At 68.3% G+C, this 18490-nt stretch carries 13 protein-coding genes; 12 read left to right on the plus strand and 1 reads right to left on the minus strand.

Annotated elements, in window-relative coordinates; all coding sequences use genetic code 11:
* The first annotated feature begins 285 nt into the window (after positions 1 to 285).
* The 7 genes from ACQ143_RS10630 (at position 286) to ACQ143_RS10660 (ending at position 11972) form a co-directional block, all read left to right on the plus strand.
* Complete coding sequence (locus tag ACQ143_RS10630; RefSeq protein WP_449570656.1) at positions 286 to 5250, plus strand: SdrD B-like domain-containing protein; 4965 nt, start codon at positions 286 to 288, stop codon at positions 5248 to 5250.
* Positions 5251 to 5476: 226 nt separating this feature from the next.
* Positions 5477 to 5923, plus strand: a complete 447-nt coding sequence (rplM, locus tag ACQ143_RS10635) for a 50S ribosomal protein L13 (RefSeq protein ID WP_449570657.1) — start codon at positions 5477 to 5479, stop codon at positions 5921 to 5923.
* Between the two features lie 30 nt (positions 5924 to 5953).
* A complete protein-coding gene (rpsI, locus tag ACQ143_RS10640) occupies positions 5954 to 6445 on the plus strand; it encodes a 30S ribosomal protein S9 (RefSeq protein ID WP_449570658.1) in 492 nt (163 codons plus the stop codon).
* Between the two features lie 6 nt (positions 6446 to 6451).
* Positions 6452 to 7795, plus strand: coding sequence for a phosphoglucosamine mutase (glmM, locus tag ACQ143_RS10645; RefSeq protein ID WP_449570659.1), 1344 nt, complete (start codon positions 6452 to 6454; stop codon positions 7793 to 7795).
* A 186-nt stretch (positions 7796 to 7981) separates the two neighbouring features.
* Positions 7982 to 9037, plus strand: coding sequence for a hypothetical protein (locus ACQ143_RS10650; protein ID WP_449570660.1), 1056 nt, complete (start codon positions 7982 to 7984; stop codon positions 9035 to 9037).
* Positions 9034 to 10023 carry a hypothetical protein gene (locus ACQ143_RS10655; RefSeq protein ID WP_449570661.1) on the plus strand — a complete coding sequence of 330 codons (990 nt, stop codon included), beginning with the start codon at positions 9034 to 9036 and terminating at the stop codon, positions 10021 to 10023. The genes ACQ143_RS10650 and ACQ143_RS10655 overlap by 4 nt, the downstream gene beginning before the upstream one ends.
* Before the next feature lie 89 nt (positions 10024 to 10112).
* Positions 10113 to 11972 (plus strand): hypothetical protein, encoded by a 1860-nt coding sequence (locus ACQ143_RS10660; protein WP_449570662.1) that lies wholly within the window; start codon positions 10113 to 10115, stop codon positions 11970 to 11972.
* A 56-nt stretch (positions 11973 to 12028) separates the two neighbouring features.
* On the opposite strand, the gene ACQ143_RS10665 is transcribed toward ACQ143_RS10660, so the two are convergent.
* Positions 12029 to 12754 carry a GntR family transcriptional regulator gene (locus ACQ143_RS10665; RefSeq protein WP_449570663.1) on the minus strand — a complete coding sequence of 242 codons (726 nt, stop codon included), beginning with the start codon at positions 12752 to 12754 and terminating at the stop codon, positions 12029 to 12031.
* Positions 12755 to 12952: 198 nt separating this feature from the next.
* On the opposite strand from ACQ143_RS10665, the gene ACQ143_RS10670 reads away from it, so the two are divergent.
* From ACQ143_RS10670 to lsrF, 5 genes are read left to right on the plus strand one after another with little or no spacing between them, the layout of a single operon-like run.
* Positions 12953 to 14035: a substrate-binding domain-containing protein gene (locus ACQ143_RS10670; protein ID WP_449570664.1), complete on the plus strand. Its 1083-nt coding sequence runs from the start codon at positions 12953 to 12955 to the stop codon at positions 14033 to 14035.
* A gap of 33 nt (positions 14036 to 14068) precedes the next feature.
* Positions 14069 to 15574, plus strand: a complete 1506-nt coding sequence (locus tag ACQ143_RS10675; protein ID WP_449570665.1) for a sugar ABC transporter ATP-binding protein — start codon at positions 14069 to 14071, stop codon at positions 15572 to 15574.
* Positions 15571 to 16536, plus strand: a complete 966-nt coding sequence (locus ACQ143_RS10680; protein WP_449570666.1) for an ABC transporter permease — start codon at positions 15571 to 15573, stop codon at positions 16534 to 16536. The genes ACQ143_RS10675 and ACQ143_RS10680 overlap by 4 nt, the downstream gene beginning before the upstream one ends.
* Positions 16533 to 17585 (plus strand): ABC transporter permease, encoded by a 1053-nt coding sequence (locus ACQ143_RS10685; protein ID WP_449570667.1) that lies wholly within the window; start codon positions 16533 to 16535, stop codon positions 17583 to 17585. The genes ACQ143_RS10680 and ACQ143_RS10685 overlap by 4 nt, the downstream gene beginning before the upstream one ends.
* Positions 17578 to 18453, plus strand: a complete 876-nt coding sequence (gene lsrF / locus ACQ143_RS10690) for a 3-hydroxy-5-phosphonooxypentane-2,4-dione thiolase (RefSeq protein ID WP_449570668.1) — start codon at positions 17578 to 17580, stop codon at positions 18451 to 18453. Before ACQ143_RS10685 ends, lsrF begins: the two co-directional genes overlap by 8 nt.
* Positions 18454 to 18490 lie beyond the last annotated feature (37 nt).

Here is an 18490-nt window from a genome sequence, read left to right on the forward strand (position 1 = left end):
GGCATCCATCCTGGCATCCCCGTGCCTTTCCGCCGAACCGTCGACCTTCTGGTCTTCTCGGAGGGGTGAACTCCGGGGTGATTTCTGCCCCGCTCAGGCCCGAACGAGGCCTCATCGCCGTGGGGAGCCCAGGCGTCTCATTACTGTGGAAGGACCTCTGGGGAGAGACTCGACGGCGCAGCGCATCTGAGCGCCCACTCCGGCGCGTTCGGCCGCGCCGCCGTGTGCGCTGACGCGCGCCCACGCTCCCCGGGGGCAGTGACAACACAGGGGAGAGATATATATATGACCTCGCGTCAAACGACCAACCGGCGCGGTGGACTCCGCGTCTGGATCGCCGGTCTGTTGGCCGCAATTCTCGCCGTCGGGGGACTGGCGACACCTGCGATCGCCGCCGACGGCCACGTGATCGTGATCGCACCGACCGGTGACGGCACCCACAACGGCAAGCCCGTATTCGAGAGCGGCAAGGAATACGACCTCGCGATCGGGTACACCCGGATGGGCGACGGCGAGACTGCGACGGTCCAGGTGCCCGATGGCGTTACCATCCCGGCGTCTGCGCTCATCGTGCCCCCCGGCAATACCGCCGTCACGAGCCTGGCATTCGCGGACGGAGAGCTCACCATCACGTTCGCCGATCCGTTTCCGACCGACGTCGATCAGGGGCAGCTCGATCTGACCTTCGTTCTCGATGTGGTCGAGCAGACCGCGGAGCGCGAACTCGTCTGGGTCGCCGACGAGACCACCCGGCAGACCATCATCGTCACCGAGCCGGGCGACACCCCGGTGCTCACCTCGGACAGTTCGGCCAAGACCAGCCCGGGCCTGACGCTGCCGGCCGGCACTTTCTCCTTCGACGCGGACAGCGGCCTGATCGTTCTGAACCAGGCCGCGCTGCTGGACGCCGAGATCGAGTACACGATCACGGTCAGCAGCAAGGACTCGCGCACCGTCACCATCGAAGACACGCTCGGCGATCACCTGGCGCTCGTCGACGGTTCACTCACGGGGCGCAGCGTCGTGCGCGATGCGAATGATTTCAACCCGGTCACGACCGACCCGTTGACCGGCCTGCCGTCGATCAGCGGCACCTCGTTCAGCCACGAGTTCGACGCCGAAGCCAACTCGGTCTACACCTTCACCTACTCTGCGCGAATCGCCGATGCGGACGCAGCCGCGGCCATCCTGGCTGACCTGAATACGCTCGCGGAGCCGTTTATCGATGCCGGCGACGGCGGCACCGTCAGCTTCTCGCTGAGCAACCAGGCGAGCGTCAACGGCACGACGCACACGCGCACCACCACCACGAGTGTCAACATCCCGGCCGAGCCGCGCCCGGCATACGGCAGCATCTTCGCCAAGTCCAGCGACCTGCCGAACGTCACCGACGACGTCATCGTCGGCACTGACGGCACGCTGGCGGCGCCGCTTCCGGTCATGTACACGATCAGGGCCGATCTGACCGGCTTCGCCGACTTCGACGAGACCCGCTTCGCGCTGAACACCAACGTCGTGATCACCGACACGTTGCCGGAGGGCGTGGCGTGGCTGGCCGATGACGGCGACTTCATCGCGGCATCCGGGTTCAGCGCGGCGTCGGGGGTGACCGCCCTGACTCCCGCGGCGGGAACACCCACCGCCGCAGACTTCGCCACCGACGCCTACGTCGGCACCTACTACGTCAACGGGCGGACGCTGTGGGTCAACGTCGGCAAAGACACCGCCTCCGACGTGTCGATCGCCGCGAAGGCGCAGATCGACAGCGTGACCGCACGCGAGGCCGTCCCGGGCTCAGGCCGGCTGGACTATGCGGTCACGAACACCGCTCGCCACCACTACAACGGCACCGGCCACAACGTGAGCACGACCGACACGCTGCGCGAGCGCACGCCCACGCCGACCTTCGGCAAGTCCACCACGTTGCCGCACGACACGAAGGTCGTCCTCGCCGACGACGGCGAGAGCCTCGACCCGGCTGTGCCACTGACGTACACCCTCTCGGCCGACCTGCGCGGTTTCGCCGCCGTCGAGGGCACCCGTCACGAACTCGACGGCAACGTCGTGATCGCCGACACGCTCCCGGCCCACACGCGATGGGTCACCGGCGACGACTTTCTCACCGCGTCGGGCATCGGGCTCACCCAGGCCGCCGTGACCGGTCCGCTGACGGCGGCTGATTTCGCGGACGACGCGTACGCCGGCACCTATCATGTCGACGGGCAGACCCTGCTGATCAATCTCGGTGCAGACACCGACACCCACGCGACGATCACCGTGGCGGCCGAGATCGTCAGCGTCGAGGGGCTGACGCCGAACACGACCGCATGGGATCTTCCGCCGACGGCGGACGCCTTCTACGGTCCAGGCAACACGGCCTCGTTCACCTACCCCGCGGACACGACGTCGGGCACTTCGACGCTGGAACGCACCGTCACACACAGGCTCGTGCAGCCCAAGGCGCCGGGCACGGAGATCGACCACCCTGCCAGCTTCGACAAGGCCACATCAAGTGCTCCCATCCAGGCCTCGCCCGGCAGCACGGTCGACGTGCCGTTCACCTTCTCGGTCGGTGCCGGTGTGGGCGATATCACCCGGTCGACGATCACCGACCACGTCGACCACAACGTGTTCGATGTGACCGAGGACTCCCTCGATCGGATCTCCGGGGGGATCGTCCTGCGCTACGAGTGGTACGCCGAGAACACGCTGGGGTGGGGCAATGACACCGTCACGCTCGACTCGTCCTACTGGAACCTGAATCTCAACGACGACGGCGATCTCGAGTTCACCGTCACCGAGAAGTTCGCCGACGCGCTCGCTGAACTGTCGATCGACCCGGACCGCAACTTCACGATCGCGCTGGCGCTGCCCACCAAGCCCCTGATCGGCAAGCAGACGATCGAGGTCGTCAACACCGCGTCGTACAGCGGCTCCGAGATGGACCACGTCTACACCTCGGAGACCAGCGCGTCGGCGACCACCTTCGGCACCGAGATGGAGGTGCGCAAGCGCGTCTACGATGCGGTCAACGACCGGTTCACCGGCAACCTTCGCGCCGATATCGACGAGGACGGCATGCTCGTCAATGACGAGTTCATCTACCGCGTCGAGCTGATCCCGCACGGCAGCTTCTCGAACATGGTGGCAAACGTGGTCGACGTGCTGCCCGAGAGCGTCGAGTTCCTCGGCTACGTCGACCCGTCGAACATCGCCAGCGGCACTGTCACCGGGACGGACACGTACACCGTCCCCGGCACGAGCCTGCAGGTCGAGTACGATCCCGAGGCCAATTCGGTGACCGTGCTGCGCGGGCAGCTCTCTTCCGGGACCGCGACCCTGTACTTCAAGGTGCGTCTGGTCGATTACGACGAGAACGTCGGCGTCACCAACGCCATCGGGGGAACCTCGGCCACCATCACGCCGACCGATGGGTTCCCGCTGGACATCTGGAAGCTGAACGCGGCCGACCCCGAAGCACTGCTGGACGGCGGTGTCTTCGAGGTGCGCGATGCCTCCGATGTCGTCGTCCTGTCCGATCTGACCGCCGTCGAGGGAAGACTGCGCGACCTCTCGAGCGGCACCCCGAAGGTGCCGACCGTCGCGGAGCCCGGCGTGTACACGGTGCACGAGCTTGTCGCACCGGTCGGGTTCCGCGCCGATGCGGTCAGCGCCACCGTGACCGTCACTGAGGACGGCGGCTCCGCCGAGGTGCGCCTCTACAACGATCCGCTTCCGGTCGGCGACGTCACCCTGGCAAAGATCGTCGCGGGGCTGCCCGCGGACATCGACGCGCCCGAGACCTTCGCGGTGACCGTGACGTGGGAGCTCGGGGGCTCGGACTTCGAGCAGACCTACGACCTTCCAGCTGACGGTGGCGTCGTCGCGGGGCCGCAGGGCCTGCCGGAAGGTACCGTGGTCTCCATCGTCGAAGACGTCGTGGCGGCCGAGGTCCCCGGCTATCGTGTCGCCTCTTCCGCTTCGCCGGCCGAGGTGGAGATCGTCGAAGGCGTCAACGAAGTGACCGTCACCAACGAATACACCCCGAAGACGTACGCGATCGGCGACGTGGTGTGGGTTGATACCCACAGCGGCACTGACGAGTCGTTGAACGGACAGCAGGGCGGCGGGGAGGTCCTCGAGGCGGGCGATCCAGGATTTCTCGCCGGCGTCACCGTGAAGCTGCATCAGTACATCGAGGGCGAATGGGTGGAGGTCGACCAGACCACCACGGACGAGAATGGGCTCTATCTGTTCGATGAGCTGCCGGCCGGTCAGTACCGGGTGCAGTTCATCCTGACCGATGAGCAGGCCGGCGTGTATGAGTTCACGCGCTACATGGCAGACACCGCGGATGCGGCGACCGACTCCGATGCCGGACCTCTCGGGTTCTCGGATGTCATCCGTCTCGACGACGACAATGCCTCGCTGACCACGGACTACGCCGCAGCACAGGTGCGGGCCACCGAGGGCATCGATCCGACGTGGGATGCCGGTGTCGTGCGGATTCCGCGCCCTGCGCCGGCGCCGAAGACGTACGCCGTGGGTGACCTGGTGTGGGTGGACCTCGACAAGAACGGCCTGCAGGGCGACGAGGAGGTCCTCGAGGGCGTCACGGTGGAGCTGATGGATGCGGATCGCACCGTCATCGCGACGACACACACTGACTCGCACGGCCGCTACTGGTTCGACGAGCTCCCTGCCGGCGAGTACAGCATCCGGTTCGCACTGACGCCGGAGCAGGCCGAGCGATACGAGTTCACAGGGCGGGATGCCGCGACTGACGATGCCAATGCGGACAGTGACGCCGACCCGGAGACGGGCCTCACGGTCACGATAGTGCTGGGTGATGAGAACACCGAGCTCGTGCCTGCAGCGGAGTACGACTACAACGCGACGGCCGACATCCGGGCAACCGAGGGCATCGACCCGACATGGGATGCCGGTGTCGTGGTCAAGGACACGGTGCCGGCGCCCGGTCCGAGCCCGGAGCCGACCCCGGAGCCGAGTCCCGAGCCGACCCCGGAGCCCAGCCCCGAGCCGGCCCCGACCCCGGCGCCGAGCCCCGAGCCTACCCCGGCGCCGAGTGCTACCACGCAGCCGACGCCCACGCCGACTCAGACTCCGGCGACGGGCGGACAGACCGACGAGCTCGAGGCCACCGGTGGCGCCATACCGACGCTGCTCATCGGCATTGCATTGCTGCTGATCGTCGCCGGTGCGGTCATGGTGTCGCGCCGACGGGCCTGACCTCGTGAACGGGTGCGCTCCGGCCGGAGCGCACCCGTTCACGTATTCCGGCGCGTTTGGGAATGGCATCCACGTGCCGTAAGATGGCTCTTTGGTGTCGGCTCTGCTGATCCGGCACCGCGAACGTGAGCCCTCCACTGGCGTGTTCAGCGGCCTTCTGGCCGAAGAACCACCCCGGAGTGGGATTCACGAACCTCTCCGTTCGATTCAAGAAAGCAGCACTACTGTGACGCGCACCTACACCCCCAAGGTCGGTGAAGTGACCCGCCAGTGGCTGGTCATCGACGCAACCGACGTCGTCCTCGGCCGCCTCGCCTCGCACGCCGCCACGCTTCTGCGCGGCAAGCACAAGCCGACCTTCGCGAACCACGTCGACACCGGTGACTTCGTCATCATCGTCAACGCCGAGAAGGTGGCGCTGACCGGCCAGAAGCTCCAGAAGAAGATGGCCTACCGTCACTCCGGTCACCCGGGTGGGCTCAAGGCGGTCTCGTACGAGGAACTGCTTGAGAAGAACCCCGTCCGCGCGGTCGAGAAGGCCATCCGCGGCATGCTGCCCAAGAACAGCCTGGGCCGTCAGCAGCTCTCGAAGCTGAAGGTGTACGCCGGTGGCGAGCACCCGCACGCTGCGCAGCAGCCCACCCCCTACACAATCGACCAGGTCGCCCAGTAAGCGCCGCCGAAAAGACCAAGGACACATCTGATGGCGAAGATCGCTGACTCCATCGAGGAGACCCCCCAGAACTACTCCACCGAGACCCCGGTCACCGAGACCGAGGCTGCCGCCGCGCCCCGCCCGGTGCTCTCGGTTCCCGGCTCGGCCGTCGGCCGCCGCAAGCGGGCCATCGCCCGTGTGCGTCTGGTTCCCGGCTCGGGCACCATCACCGTCAACGGCCGCACGCTCGAGGACTACTTCCCGAACAAGCTGCACCAGCAGCTGATCACCGACCCGTTCACGGTTCTGAACCTGACCGGCGCCTACGACGTCATCGCCCGCATCTCGGGTGGCGGCGACAGCGGCCAGGCCGGTGCGCTGCGCCTGGGCATCGCCCGTGCGCTGAACCAGATCGACGCCGAGAACAACCGCCCGACCCTGAAGAAGGCCGGCTTCCTCTCGCGTGACGCGCGCGTCATCGAGCGCAAGAAGGCCGGTCTCAAGAAGGCCCGCAAGGCTCCGCAGTACTCGAAGCGCTAAGCGTTCATGGCGCTGTTCGGCACCGATGGTGTCCGTGGCCTCGCCAACGGGCACCTCACCGCTGACCTCGCGCTCACCCTGGCCCAGGCGACTGCCGTCGTCCTGGGCCAGGGGCGTATCGCCGAGGCGCGAAAGGCCACAGGAAAGCGACTCACCGCGGTCATCGCGCGTGATCCGCGCGTCTCGGGCGCGTTCCTGAGCGCCGCCGTCGAGGCGGGGCTCGCCTCGTCCGGCGTCGACGTGCTGGATGCCGGTGTGCTGCCGACACCGGCCGCGGCGTTCCTGATCGCGGACGTCGACGCCGATTTCGGCGTGATGATCTCCGCATCGCACAACCCCGCCGCCGACAACGGCATCAAGATCTTCGCGCGCGGCGGCCGCAAGCTGCCGGACGAGGTCGAGGCCCGCATCGAAGAGGCCATGGCGGGCCCGAAGCTGCAGCCGACCGGGGCGGATGTGGGCCGGGTCACGCGGTTCTCCGACGCCGAGGATCGGTACGCCCTGCACCTGCTGGCGTCCCTGCCCGGCCGGCTCGACGGCCTCCACGTCGTGCTCGACTGCGCCCACGGCGCCGCGTCCGGCGTCTCGCCCGAGGTGTTCCGCAACGCCGGCGCGCGGGTCACGGTCATCGGTGCCGACCCCGACGGTCTGAACATCAACGACGGCGTCGGCTCCACTCATCTCGACGTCCTGTCGGCCGAAGTGGTGCGCACCGGCGCCGATCTCGGCATCGCCCACGACGGCGACGCCGACCGGTGTCTCGCGGTCGACGCGACGGGTGCCGTCGTCGACGGTGACAGGATCATGGCGATCCTGGCGCTGGCGATGAAGCGCCGCGGCCGCCTGCCCGCCGACACACTGGTCGCCACCGTCATGAGCAACCTCGGCCTGCATCGTGCGATGGCCGCGCACGGCATCACGGTCGAGACGACCGCCGTCGGCGACCGCTACGTGCTCGAGCGCATGAACCAGGGCGGATTCGGCCTGGGCGGCGAGCAGAGCGGCCACGTCATCATGAGCGAGTTCGCCACGACCGGCGACGGAGTGCTCACCGGTCTGCACCTGTGCGCCGAGGTGGCGCGCAGCGGCAAGAGCCTCGCGGAGCTGGCCTCGGTGATGGAGGTCTTCCCGCAGGTGCTGGTGAACGTGAAGGGCGTCGAGCGGTCACGGGCCACCGACGCCGACGTCGTGGCCGCCGCCGCCCTGGCCTCGTCCGAACTGGGCGACACCGGCCGGGTGCTGCTGCGGCCGTCGGGTACGGAGCCGATGGTGCGTGTGATGGTCGAGGCGTCGACGGTCGAAGAGGCGCAGCGCGTCGCCGACGAGCTCGCCGCCGTCGTGCGCGGCTGAAGTTCGCACTCCTTCGCTTGGCCGGCCCCTTGACGCCTCCCGGCATCCACTCGCTACCATGGGGCCCACTTGTGCATACGTGAGTGAGTGAACGCGCTGGGGAGCGGACATGGAGAACACGCAGGTCGACATCGGGGAACACAGCCAGACGCAGCCGGGGGAGACCTCGTGAGTGTGGTGCGCGGGATGTCAGCCGCCGCCCGTCGAATGCGCAAGCGCGGCTTCCTCACCTGGGGCATCATCGTGCTCGCCGTGTGGCTGCTCAGCTCGCTCGCCTTCGCAGGGCTGTTCACGCAGGGCGCGATGGACTACGCCACCGCGTTCATGGGCGGTCAGGTGCTCATCGGCTGGGTGTTCCTGCTGCTCGGATTGGTCTTCCTCGGCATCGGCATCTTCGGCGAGGTGCGCGCCCGGGCGTTCAACCGCCGCGACACTGCGCGGGCCAACGCGCTGCACGAGCGGCTCGTGGAGCTCTCGCACACGCCGCGCGCGGCGATGTACGAGGACCGTGACGCGCCGGTCATCCGCAATGCGCGGCTGATCGAGATCGAACGGCACTTCGACCAGCAGACGCAGGGCGCGATCACCGGCACGCTCGAGACGCGCATGCGCATGTTCGCCACGAGCTTCGGCGCGACGTCGGGGCGGTCGTACGGAACCACCGACTACGGCTACGACCGGTCGGGCACCAGCGTCAGCTCGTACAGCACCACCACGACGACGACCTCGGGGTCGTTGCAGGGCACGACCACCGCCGATCTGGGCCTCAGCCAGACCACGCGGGACAACCTCATGGGCGACGCGCTGTTCGCCGTGTTCGAGATCGACGGCGACACCTACCGAGTCGTGTCGATGTCGACGCCCGCCGCCCGCGAATGGCTGGCCGACCTCATCCGCGGCGTCGCCGCGCACTACGGCGGCGACCAGACGCATTCCGGCAGCGTGGTCGGCGCCTGGGTGCCCAACCTCGTGCAGCAGTTCGGACCCGAAGACGTCTCGTACGCCACCGACCGGCTCAAAGCCATCGCGGCGCGCGACTTCGCCGACCGTGATGCGGTCTCGATCACGGGTGCACCGGTCGGCCGCAACGCCATGATCGCCGTGTCGATGCAGCTGGCCAACGGCCAGTCGCTCGATCTCATGCCCATCGCGTTCCCGGGGTTGTTCGGCGCCGCGATCGGCGCAGCCGACAAACGGGCGGTGGCGGCGCCGTCGGCGGCGATACCGCAGGTGACATCATGACTGCGCGTCGGCGGGTGGATGCCGGTGGGAGGCGTGGGCTCGCTGTGGGCGGCGCGCGTGGGTCGTCCGGTGGCGGTGGCCGTGGTGGCGCGGGCCGGCTCGGTGGAGTGAAGCTGGCCGTCGCGGCAGCCGGCCTTCTGGCGCTGACCGGGTGCGGGGCCACGAGTCCCGCGCCGCCCGGGGACGAACCGGCAGCCACCGCGCCCGCCGACCCGGCGGAGGAATCTCCGGTCGAAGAGCCGCAGCCCGAGCTGACGGCCGCGGACATCGCCGCGTGGGCGGCCGAGGCCGAGTGGTCGTTCGCGCCTTTCGGACTGGAGGCGCCCGTCATGGTGCAGCTGACCGGTGGCACCGCGACCGACGACGCGGCACGCACGTACGAGCTGGGCGAGCCTGTCGAGGCCGACGTCGATGGCGACGGTGTGATGGATGCCGCGCTTCCGATCACCCGGATCGACGGCAACGCGGCGCAGGAGCTCTGGTACGTGTGGCGGGGCATAGGTCTCGATGCGGAGCCGGTCGCCGAGCAGGTGATCTACCCGGTCGCGCGCACCACGCGGTGCGGCGATGTCACCCGCGCGGTGTCGGCCGGCGGTGACGGCGGGCTGCAGATCGACCTCACGCTGCGCATGCCGCACACCGACGACGATCTGCCTTGCTCGCAGCCGGGCACCGGAGAGCTCACGCGTCACGTACAGCTCGAAGAGATCGACGGTCGGTTCTACCCGGTGCAGACCGAGCCGGTCGCCGCATGGGGCGGCGTCTGCCCGCCGTCGCAGTGGCTGGACGGGCTCGAGGATGTGGGCATCTCGGGCCGGGCGGCACCCCCGGCATCCGCCCCCATCATCACCGACCCCGACCTCAAACTGGGACTGTTCGAACTGGCCGATGCGCCACTGGTGACCGCCGACGGCGCGAAGTTCTTCGGGTTCATCCAGGACTATGCGAGCGACGCCACGGTGAAGATGCACTGCGCCTTCGGGTGAGCGCCGCACCGGGCCGGAACCCCGGCATCCACCACGCAAACGGCCGCCGTGACGCGGTGCGCGGCGGCCGAACTGCGAGGATGGAGGGCATGTCGAAGAAGCGGAAGCAGACCGGCGGCAACCCCGCGGCTCGACGCGGCGCGTCGTTCAACACACGCGTCGTACTGCGCGAGTTCGAAGCGTGGCTCGGAGAGGCCGGCGGGAACGGCATGGGGGATATCGCCGAGGACGTCGCCGACCTGGCGCGTGTGTTCGTGAGCGCCCAGGCCCGCGGAATCGAGCTGTCAGAGCCCGACGGCGTCGCCGCCCTGCTGGACGTCGCGTACGAAGCCGACGACGACACGATCGACGGGTTCGACATCATGACCGTGCTGGCGATCGTCGACCAGTACGTGCACTTCCGGCTCGACACCGCCGCCGAATCAGATTCGTGGGCGGGCGTCCACGACCTGGTCGAGGGTGCGGCCGAGGAGTTCAGCGAACTCGGCGTGGTCAGGGCCGCGATTGCCGAGACGGCGGAGATACCCGAGGCCGACCGCGTCGCTGCGCTCGCCGAGCTGCCCATGGTCGCGGGCGTGCGCGAACTGCTGGATTTCATCGGAGACGGCCGCCCGGTCACCTCGTCCGCGGCGCTGCGGCGCGGCGACATCGAGCCGGTGGCGCGGATGCTGGGGGTGCGGGCCGAGGGCATCGCCAAGCTGCCGCCGTATCGTGCGGACGACCCGACCCAGTACGTGACGAGCATGTGGGATCTCGGGCCGGTCGCCGCCTGGTGGGAGTCGCTGCGGAGGTCGCGGCTCATCACCGTGAACACCTCACGCGTGCGGCCGGGCGAGCGGGCCGCCGATTGGCTCGCCGGCTCGCTGCCGCCCTATGAGCTGGCGGACCTGCTCGTCGGCGTGCATATCTCGGAGGTGATCACCTCCCGGCTGCTGAACCTGCCGGCATCCTTCGGCCGGGCGTTGTGGAAAGCGATCAATGCGCGGCTGCTGGACGTTCTCGAGTCGGCGGACGCACCGGTCGACATCGAGAGCGACACAGACCTGGACGACGTCTGGTCGATCTTGACCATGCACGTCCTCGCCCGGCTCGCGGAGATCGGCGTGCTGACCGAACAGGCCGACGGCTCGTACGGGGTGCCCGCTGAATTCGCCGGAACCCTTGCACGCGCGTTGTCCGTCGCGCGGGTGATCGTCGAGCAGGTGCTGCCGGACACCGATGACGACGACCTCGACGGCGACGATGATTACGCCGACGGCGATGACTTCGCTGACGGCGAGTTCGATGATGTCGCGAACCCGTTCGACGACCCCGAGGTGCGGGCCCAGATGGCGGCGATGGGCATCGTGCACCGGCCCGGTCTGGCCAAGGAGATGCTCGGTGAGCTCGCGCCACTGCTGGCCGAGGAGGGCTTCGACATCGACAATCTGGAGGCCGACGACCTCGACGCCTTCAACGATGCGCTGCAGCGCGCGACCGAACGGCACAACATGACGCTGTTCACGCCCGTCGGCGCCCAGCGCGAGCGAGCCGTCACGGTGCTGGCGCTACTGGCCGAAGCGCTCGCCGAGGGCAGCGACGCGACAGCGCGCATCGTGCTCGACGGCATTCCGTCGGATCCCGACGGCGAGCGACCGTCGGTCGCGCAGGTGATGGGCGCGGGCCTCGGCCTGCTCGACACGTGGCACGGCCGATCGGCGCTGGGTGCGGGCGTGGCGCGCACGCGGATGCCGGAGTGGAACGCGTCGGCCCAAGCGGCGGCCCGCGACATCCTCGGCTTCGCCGGGCAGGGGAGCGCATTCGCGTCCCTCGACCAGATCATCCGGCGTCACACCGGCAAGTCCGCGCTCGAGGGCGTCGCGCTCGCCGTGGCAGCCTCGGTCGCCGCCCGCGCCGCGCAGGAGGGCATCGACGTGCCGACGATGGCGCGCCGGATGGTGCTCGGCTGAGCTACGTCAGTCGGTGAGACGTCTCGCCCGGCCATCCGTGGCTCAGTACCCCGGCATCAGCGGATGCCGACGTAGAAGCGCGATTCGTTGCTGCGGTGCAGAGCCTGGTAGTACTCGAAGGGCACCTCGTCGGAGTCCCACGCCGTCGACTCGATGGCGAGGGCGGGTTGGCCCGGTTCGAGTTCGAGCAGCGCGGCATCCTGTGCCGACGGGATGACGGCACTGATCCATCGGTCGGCACCGCTGGGGGTGACTCCGAAGTGCCGTCGAAGGTGCTCGTACAACGATCGATTCTCGAGATTGGCCCGCACCAAACCGGGGAATCGCTCGAGGGGGAGCACGGTGTCGACCAGCAGCCAGGGCGTGCCGTCGACACGTCGCAGACGGCGCAGCCGCGCGACCTCGTCACCCTCCGCGATGCGCAGTGCCTGCGCCTCCACCGAAGTGGCGGTGCCGACCTCGAACTCGAGAACGCGGGTGTTCACGCTCCGACCCATCGACGTGAGGTCATCGGAGGAGCCGGACATCGACCCGATGAACTTCAGCTCGGGACGCTGGGGCGAGACGAACGATCCCCGCGCTCGGATCTTGTAGATGAGCCCCGCCCGCACCAGTTCGGCCAGTGCCTCACGCACGACGGTGCGCGACACCGAGTACCTATCGATCAGCTCGGACTCCGAGGGCAACGCCTGATCCGGGCGCAGTTCTCCGGCCTCGATCTCGCTCCGCAGCACGTTCGCCAACTGCTGCCACAGGGGCAGGTCGGCGGCGCGGTCGAGCAAGCCATGGTTCGCAGGCGTCGAGATGGTGGCCTCCTCGGCTGGGACGCGGGCTGTTCAGAGCGTACCGGCTCCGATTGACACGGCGCCGCAGGTTCCCTACATTGATCACTACCAACTCATCATGACATGTTGGTAATCACAGGTAAAGCGTCCGATCCGTCGGATATCGCAAGGACGCGACAACAGGAGGCAATGACAATGAAGTTCTCGAAAATCCGCCGTGCGGCGGTCGGCGTCGCGGCCATCGCCGCGGCCGCCGTTGTGCTCTCCGGCTGTGCGGGCGGAGCCGCGGACGCGGACGGAAACAGCGGCGAGCCGGAAGGCCTGTCGATCGCACTGTCGAACGGCTTCGTGAACGGGTGGCGCCTCACCCTCATCGACAAGTTCGAGACCGAGGCGGAGAAGCTCAAGGAAGACGGCATCGTCGCCGACTACTCCGTGGTCAACGCTCCGGGGGAGAACAGCGCCACCGAGCAGGCATCGCAGATTCGCAGCCTTATGCTGCAGGACCCTGACGTGCTGATGGTCATCCCGGCATCCTCGACCGCTCTTGTGCCGGTCATCGAAGAGGCCTGCACGGCGGGTATCAACGTCATCATCCTTGACGCCGACATGGACACCTCGTGCGGCACCGTCGTGCGCAATGACTACGCCCAGTGGGGCGAGGACTCCCTGATGCCGGCCATCGAGGCCATCGGGGGCAAGGGCAACATCATCCTGAACCGCGGCGTCATCGGCTCGCAGCCGGAAGAGGAGTTCAACGCGCGGGAGCTCGAGATCCTCGCCGACTACCCCGACATCGAGGTCGTCGCCGAAGTGAACGGGTTCTGCGACTCCGCCACGGCGCAGAAGGAGATCGTCGGCATCCTGGGTTCGCTGCCCGAGATCGCCGCCGTCCCCGGTTGCATCGGCGGCATGGGTGTCGTGCAGGCCTTCGAGTCGGCCGGCCGTGACCTGCCGGTCGTCGTCTTCGACACGGACGGCAAGTCGCTCTCCTTCTGGCAGGAGCGTGGGATCGACAACGGTTCGTTCGCGGCGCTCACCGACCCGGGCCAGGTCATCGCGGCCATCTACGTCGCGCTGGCCAAGGAGCGTGGTGACGAGGTCCCCAGTGAGGTCGTGCTGCCGCTGGTTCAGGTGACGCAGGACAACCTCGACGAGTGGGTGTCCAAGCTCAACGCCGACGAGTACGCCGCCAACGCCTGGGACGAGGAGTCGACCGAGGCAGCCATCGCCGCGCTGCTCGCGGGCGACGAGGTCCAGGCGCCCAGCCAGCCGTAACGGCCCGGCCGACCAGTTCGAAGGAGAACAGCCATGACAGCAGGAATGATGCAGAGCATCGACAGTGCCGCTGCAGAAGCCACGCGCCCGGTCCTGACCGCACGTGCCGTGACCAAGCAGTACGGGAGGACGCGCGCCCTCGACGGCATCGACATCGTGCTCGGTCGTGGCGAGATCCTCGGACTGGTCGGCCACAACGGCGCCGGCAAGAGCACGCTCATGCGTGTCCTCGCCGGGCGTGAGTCCGCCGATACCGGCGCCGTGCGGTGGCAGGACCAGGACTCGCCCTGGACCCAGCGTGCTGCGACGGCAGCGGGCGTGCGCATGGTCTACCAGGAACTGGCACTGTGCCCGGACCTCACCGTCGCTGACAACATCGCCCTCTCGGACGCTCGCGCAACCGGATGGGGCTGGCGGAAGAAGGCGGAACGCAACGTCGTCGAGAAGCTCGACACCGTGTTCCCCGGTCACGGGATCAGTGTCGTGCGGCGCACGGGTGACCTCACGATGGCCCAGCGGCAGATGGTCGAGATCGCCCGCGCGCTGTGCACGCCGAACCTGAGCATGCTGATCCTCGACGAACCGACGGAGTCGCTGAGCATCGACGCCACCCGGCAGCTCTACTCGCATCTGCGCGGACTGGCCGAGGCCGGCACCAGCATGGTCCTCATCTCCCACCGCATGCACGAGGTCATCGAGCACGCCGATCGCATCGTGGTGATGAAGGACGGTCGGATCGTGCACGCCACTGCCGCCGCCGAAACGTCGGAGACGGCGTTGCTGGCGGCGATGGGCGGCGAGGTTCATGCGGATACGGCGACCTTGCGTCGCGTCAGCGGGCGGACGACCGCCGACTTCCAGACCGACCGTGTCGTGGCCCGGGTCGCCGACCCCGGCAGCGAGCCGTTCGTGGTGCGGCCGGGCGAGATCGTGGGGCTGGCCGGCCTGGCCGGACACGGTCAGGACCGGCTGCTGGGGCGGCTGTGGGCAGGCGCACGCGGCGTGAGCGTCGCGCGTCGTCGTGCATACGTCCCCGGCGACCGCCAGACCAGCGGAGTCTTCCCCCTGTGGAGCGTGGCCGAGAACCTGACGGTATCGGCGCTGCGCAGCCTGTCGACAGCCGGTGTGGTCTGCACCGCGCGAAAGAGGTCCACGGCAGCGGATTGGGTGCAACGGCTCAACGTGAAGGGTGGAGCCTCGAGCCCCATCACCGCGCTGTCCGGCGGCAATCAGCAGAAAGTCCTCGTCGCTCGCGCCTTCGCCACCGACGCCGCCCTCGTCCTTCTCGACGATCCCTTCCGTGGCGTCGATGTCACCACCAAGAACGAGCTGTACGCCCTCATGCGGGCCGAAGCCGCCCTCGGCAGGTCGATCGTCTGGTACTCGACGGAGAACGGTGAGATGGCGCACTGCGACCGCGTCTACGTGTTCCGATCGGGGCGCATCGTGAGCGAGCTGTCCGGCGACGAGATCACCGAAGACCGCATCATCGCCGACTCGTTCGACGAGAACCCGCATTCCCAGGAAGTGAACCGATGAGCACCGTCTCGATTCCCCGTCCCGCGCAACGTCTGCGGGCGTCCGCCGTGAACGGCTCTCCCGCGCTGCTGGCCCTGGTCGCACTGGCCGTGATCTTCGTCATCACCGCGACCCTGCAGCCCGGCATCCTCACCGTGCCCGGCCTCACACTCATGCTGATGTCGTCGGTGCCGCTGGTACTGGCCACCCAAGCGCAGATGCTCATCATGAGCGTCGGGGACATCGATTTGAGCATCGGCGCCTTGGTCGGTCTGATCACGGTGATCGCCGCGACACTGTTCATCGACGCTCCGCTCGCCGCCCTCGGCCTCATTGTGGCGATCGTGACCACCTACGCCATCATCGCCTTCGTCGTGCAACGTCGCGGCGTGCCATCGATCATCATCACGCTGGGGATGTCGTTCGTCTGGCTCGGCATCGGCCTGCAGATCCGCCCGACCCCGGGTGGCGCCACACCTGAGTGGCTGTCGGCGATCTCGCAGTGGCGCCCCACCGCATTCCCCGCGCCCATCGTCTTCATCGTGCTGGCGACACTGCTCGGGTGGTACATCTCCCGTCGTGCGCGCGTGGGAATGCAGATGCGCGCGCTGGGCTCGCAGCCCTCGGCACTCGAAAAGGCCGGTACTTCACTCACCGGCATCCGCGTCGCTGCATATGTGTGCGCAGCGGTGTTCATCATCCTTTCGGGGCTGATGCTCGCATCGCAGACCTGGTCCGGTGACATCAACTCAGCGACCGATTACACCCTCATGACGATCGCCGCCGTCATCCTCGGCGGCGGCACATTCGCCGGCGGTCGCGCGCTGCCGGTGGGGGCCACGCTCGGAGCAGTGACCCTCGGTCTGATCACCGTTCTGCTGAGTCTGATCAACCTGCCCTCGAGCCTGCAGTCGGCCGCCCAGGGACTCATCGTCATCGCCGTGCTCGCCGGCCGTGTCATCACAGAGAGGTTCGTCCGATGACCGCCATCGACGCGTCCGCGACGCGCTCCACGCGCGTCTCCTTCACCTGGCCAGCGTGGGGCTGGTCGCTCATCGGCGTGCTCGCGATCTGGGCCCTGATCGTGACCGTGCGTCCGGGTTCACCACTCGACCCGCTGACCCAGGCCCTCACGCTTGCACCGTTCCTCGTCCTCGTGGCGCTCGGGCAGATGCTTGTCATCACGCTGGGCCCGGGAAACATCGACGTATCGGTCGGCACGATCGTGTCAATGACCTCCTACGTGTCCGTCGCTGTCGGTGCTGCCGCAGGGCCGGTGGTCGGGCTCGCCGCCGCCACGGGCGCCGGTCTCGCGATGGGTGCGATCAGCGTGGCGGCGATCCTGCTCCTGCGGGTGCCGCCCATCATCGCGACCCTGGCGACCAGCCTCGTGGTGACCTCGCTCACTCTGCTGCTGGCCGACGCCGCCCGCGGTGCGGCCGACCCGGCACTGCGCGCCTTCGTCAACGCGAAGATCGCCGGCATCCCGGTGATGGCCCTGCTGGTGGCCGTGGTGACGCTCGGAGTCTGGTTCGTTCTCCGGCGCACCCGCCTGGGAATCTCGATCATCGCGGTCGGACAGAGTCAGCGTGCCGCCGAACGGGCCGGACTGCGCGTCACCGCGGTGACCGCGACGGCGTACCTGGTCAGCGCCGGGTTCGCCGGCCTCGTCGGCGGGCTGCTGGCAGCGTTCATCTCGCCGAGCACCGTGCTCGGCACCTCTTACATGCTCGACTCGATCGCCGTCGTCGTCATCGGCGGGACGCTTATCGCCGGCGGCCGCCCCGTCGCGGTCGGTGCCTGGACAGGAGCCTTGTTCTTCGTGCTTCTGTCAGGGCTGCTGAACCTGCTCGGGTGGTCGGTCGGCGCGCAGAACATCCTCAAGGGCGTGCTGGTCGTACTGGTGGTGATCGTGTCCGCTGCCGCGACAGGCACCGGTCGATCTTCCCTGGCACGACTGCGCGCCGCTTTCACCCGCGGACCGCGCGCGGCGCGGACCGCAACCTCACAACAAGGAGACCACCATGGCTGACCTCGACGACCTCCGCGACGGCACTGACTTCAGCGGCGCCGCCCCTGCCGCCGACTCCCGCTTCCCGCTGAAGGGCCTCGCGGCCCAGGACTGGGGTATGCAGGCACGTCTGTCGCGCGTGTTCGATCCGGCCGACGGCAAGACGGTCATGCTCGCCTTCGACCACGGGTACTTCCAGGGCCCGACCTCCGGGCTCGAGCGCCTCGACCGCTCCATCGTGCCGCTGATCCCACAGGCCGACGCGCTCATGTGCACGCGCGGAGCACTGCGGACGACGATTCCCAGCACGACCGGCAAGGGCATCGTGCTGCGGGCATCGGGTGGTCCGAGCGTGCTGAAGGACCTGTCCGACGAGGAGATCGCGGTGTCGATCGACGACGCGGTGCGGTTGGATGCCGCTGCACTGGCCGTGCAGGTGTTCATCGGCGGTGAGAACGAGACGAAGTCCGTCAAGAACATGACCACTCTCGTCGACCAGGGTCAGGCCGCCGGGATCCCCGTGCTCGCGGTGACCGCCGTCGGCCGCGACATGGTGCGCGATGCCCGCTACTTCCGTCTCGCGACGCGCATCAGCGCTGAGCTCGGGGCCGCCTTCGTCAAGACGTACTACGTCGAGGAGGGCTTTGAGACCGTCACCAGCGCATGTCCGGTACCCATCGTCATCGCCGGCGGCAAGAAGGTGGAGGAGAAGGAGGCGCTGCGGGTGGCGTACCGCGCGATCCAAGAGGGCGCGGCCGGTGTCGACATGGGGCGGAACGTCTTCCAGTCCGACCACCCGGCGGCGATGCTCGCCGCAGTGCGCGGTGTCGTGCACGACGGCTTGACGCCCGATGAGGCGTTCGAGCTGTACGAGACCGCATCCCGTTGAACCCCGTCGCGGGCGCTCCACGGAGCGCCCGCGACCT

This window comes from Microbacterium pollutisoli (assembly GCF_053586795.1).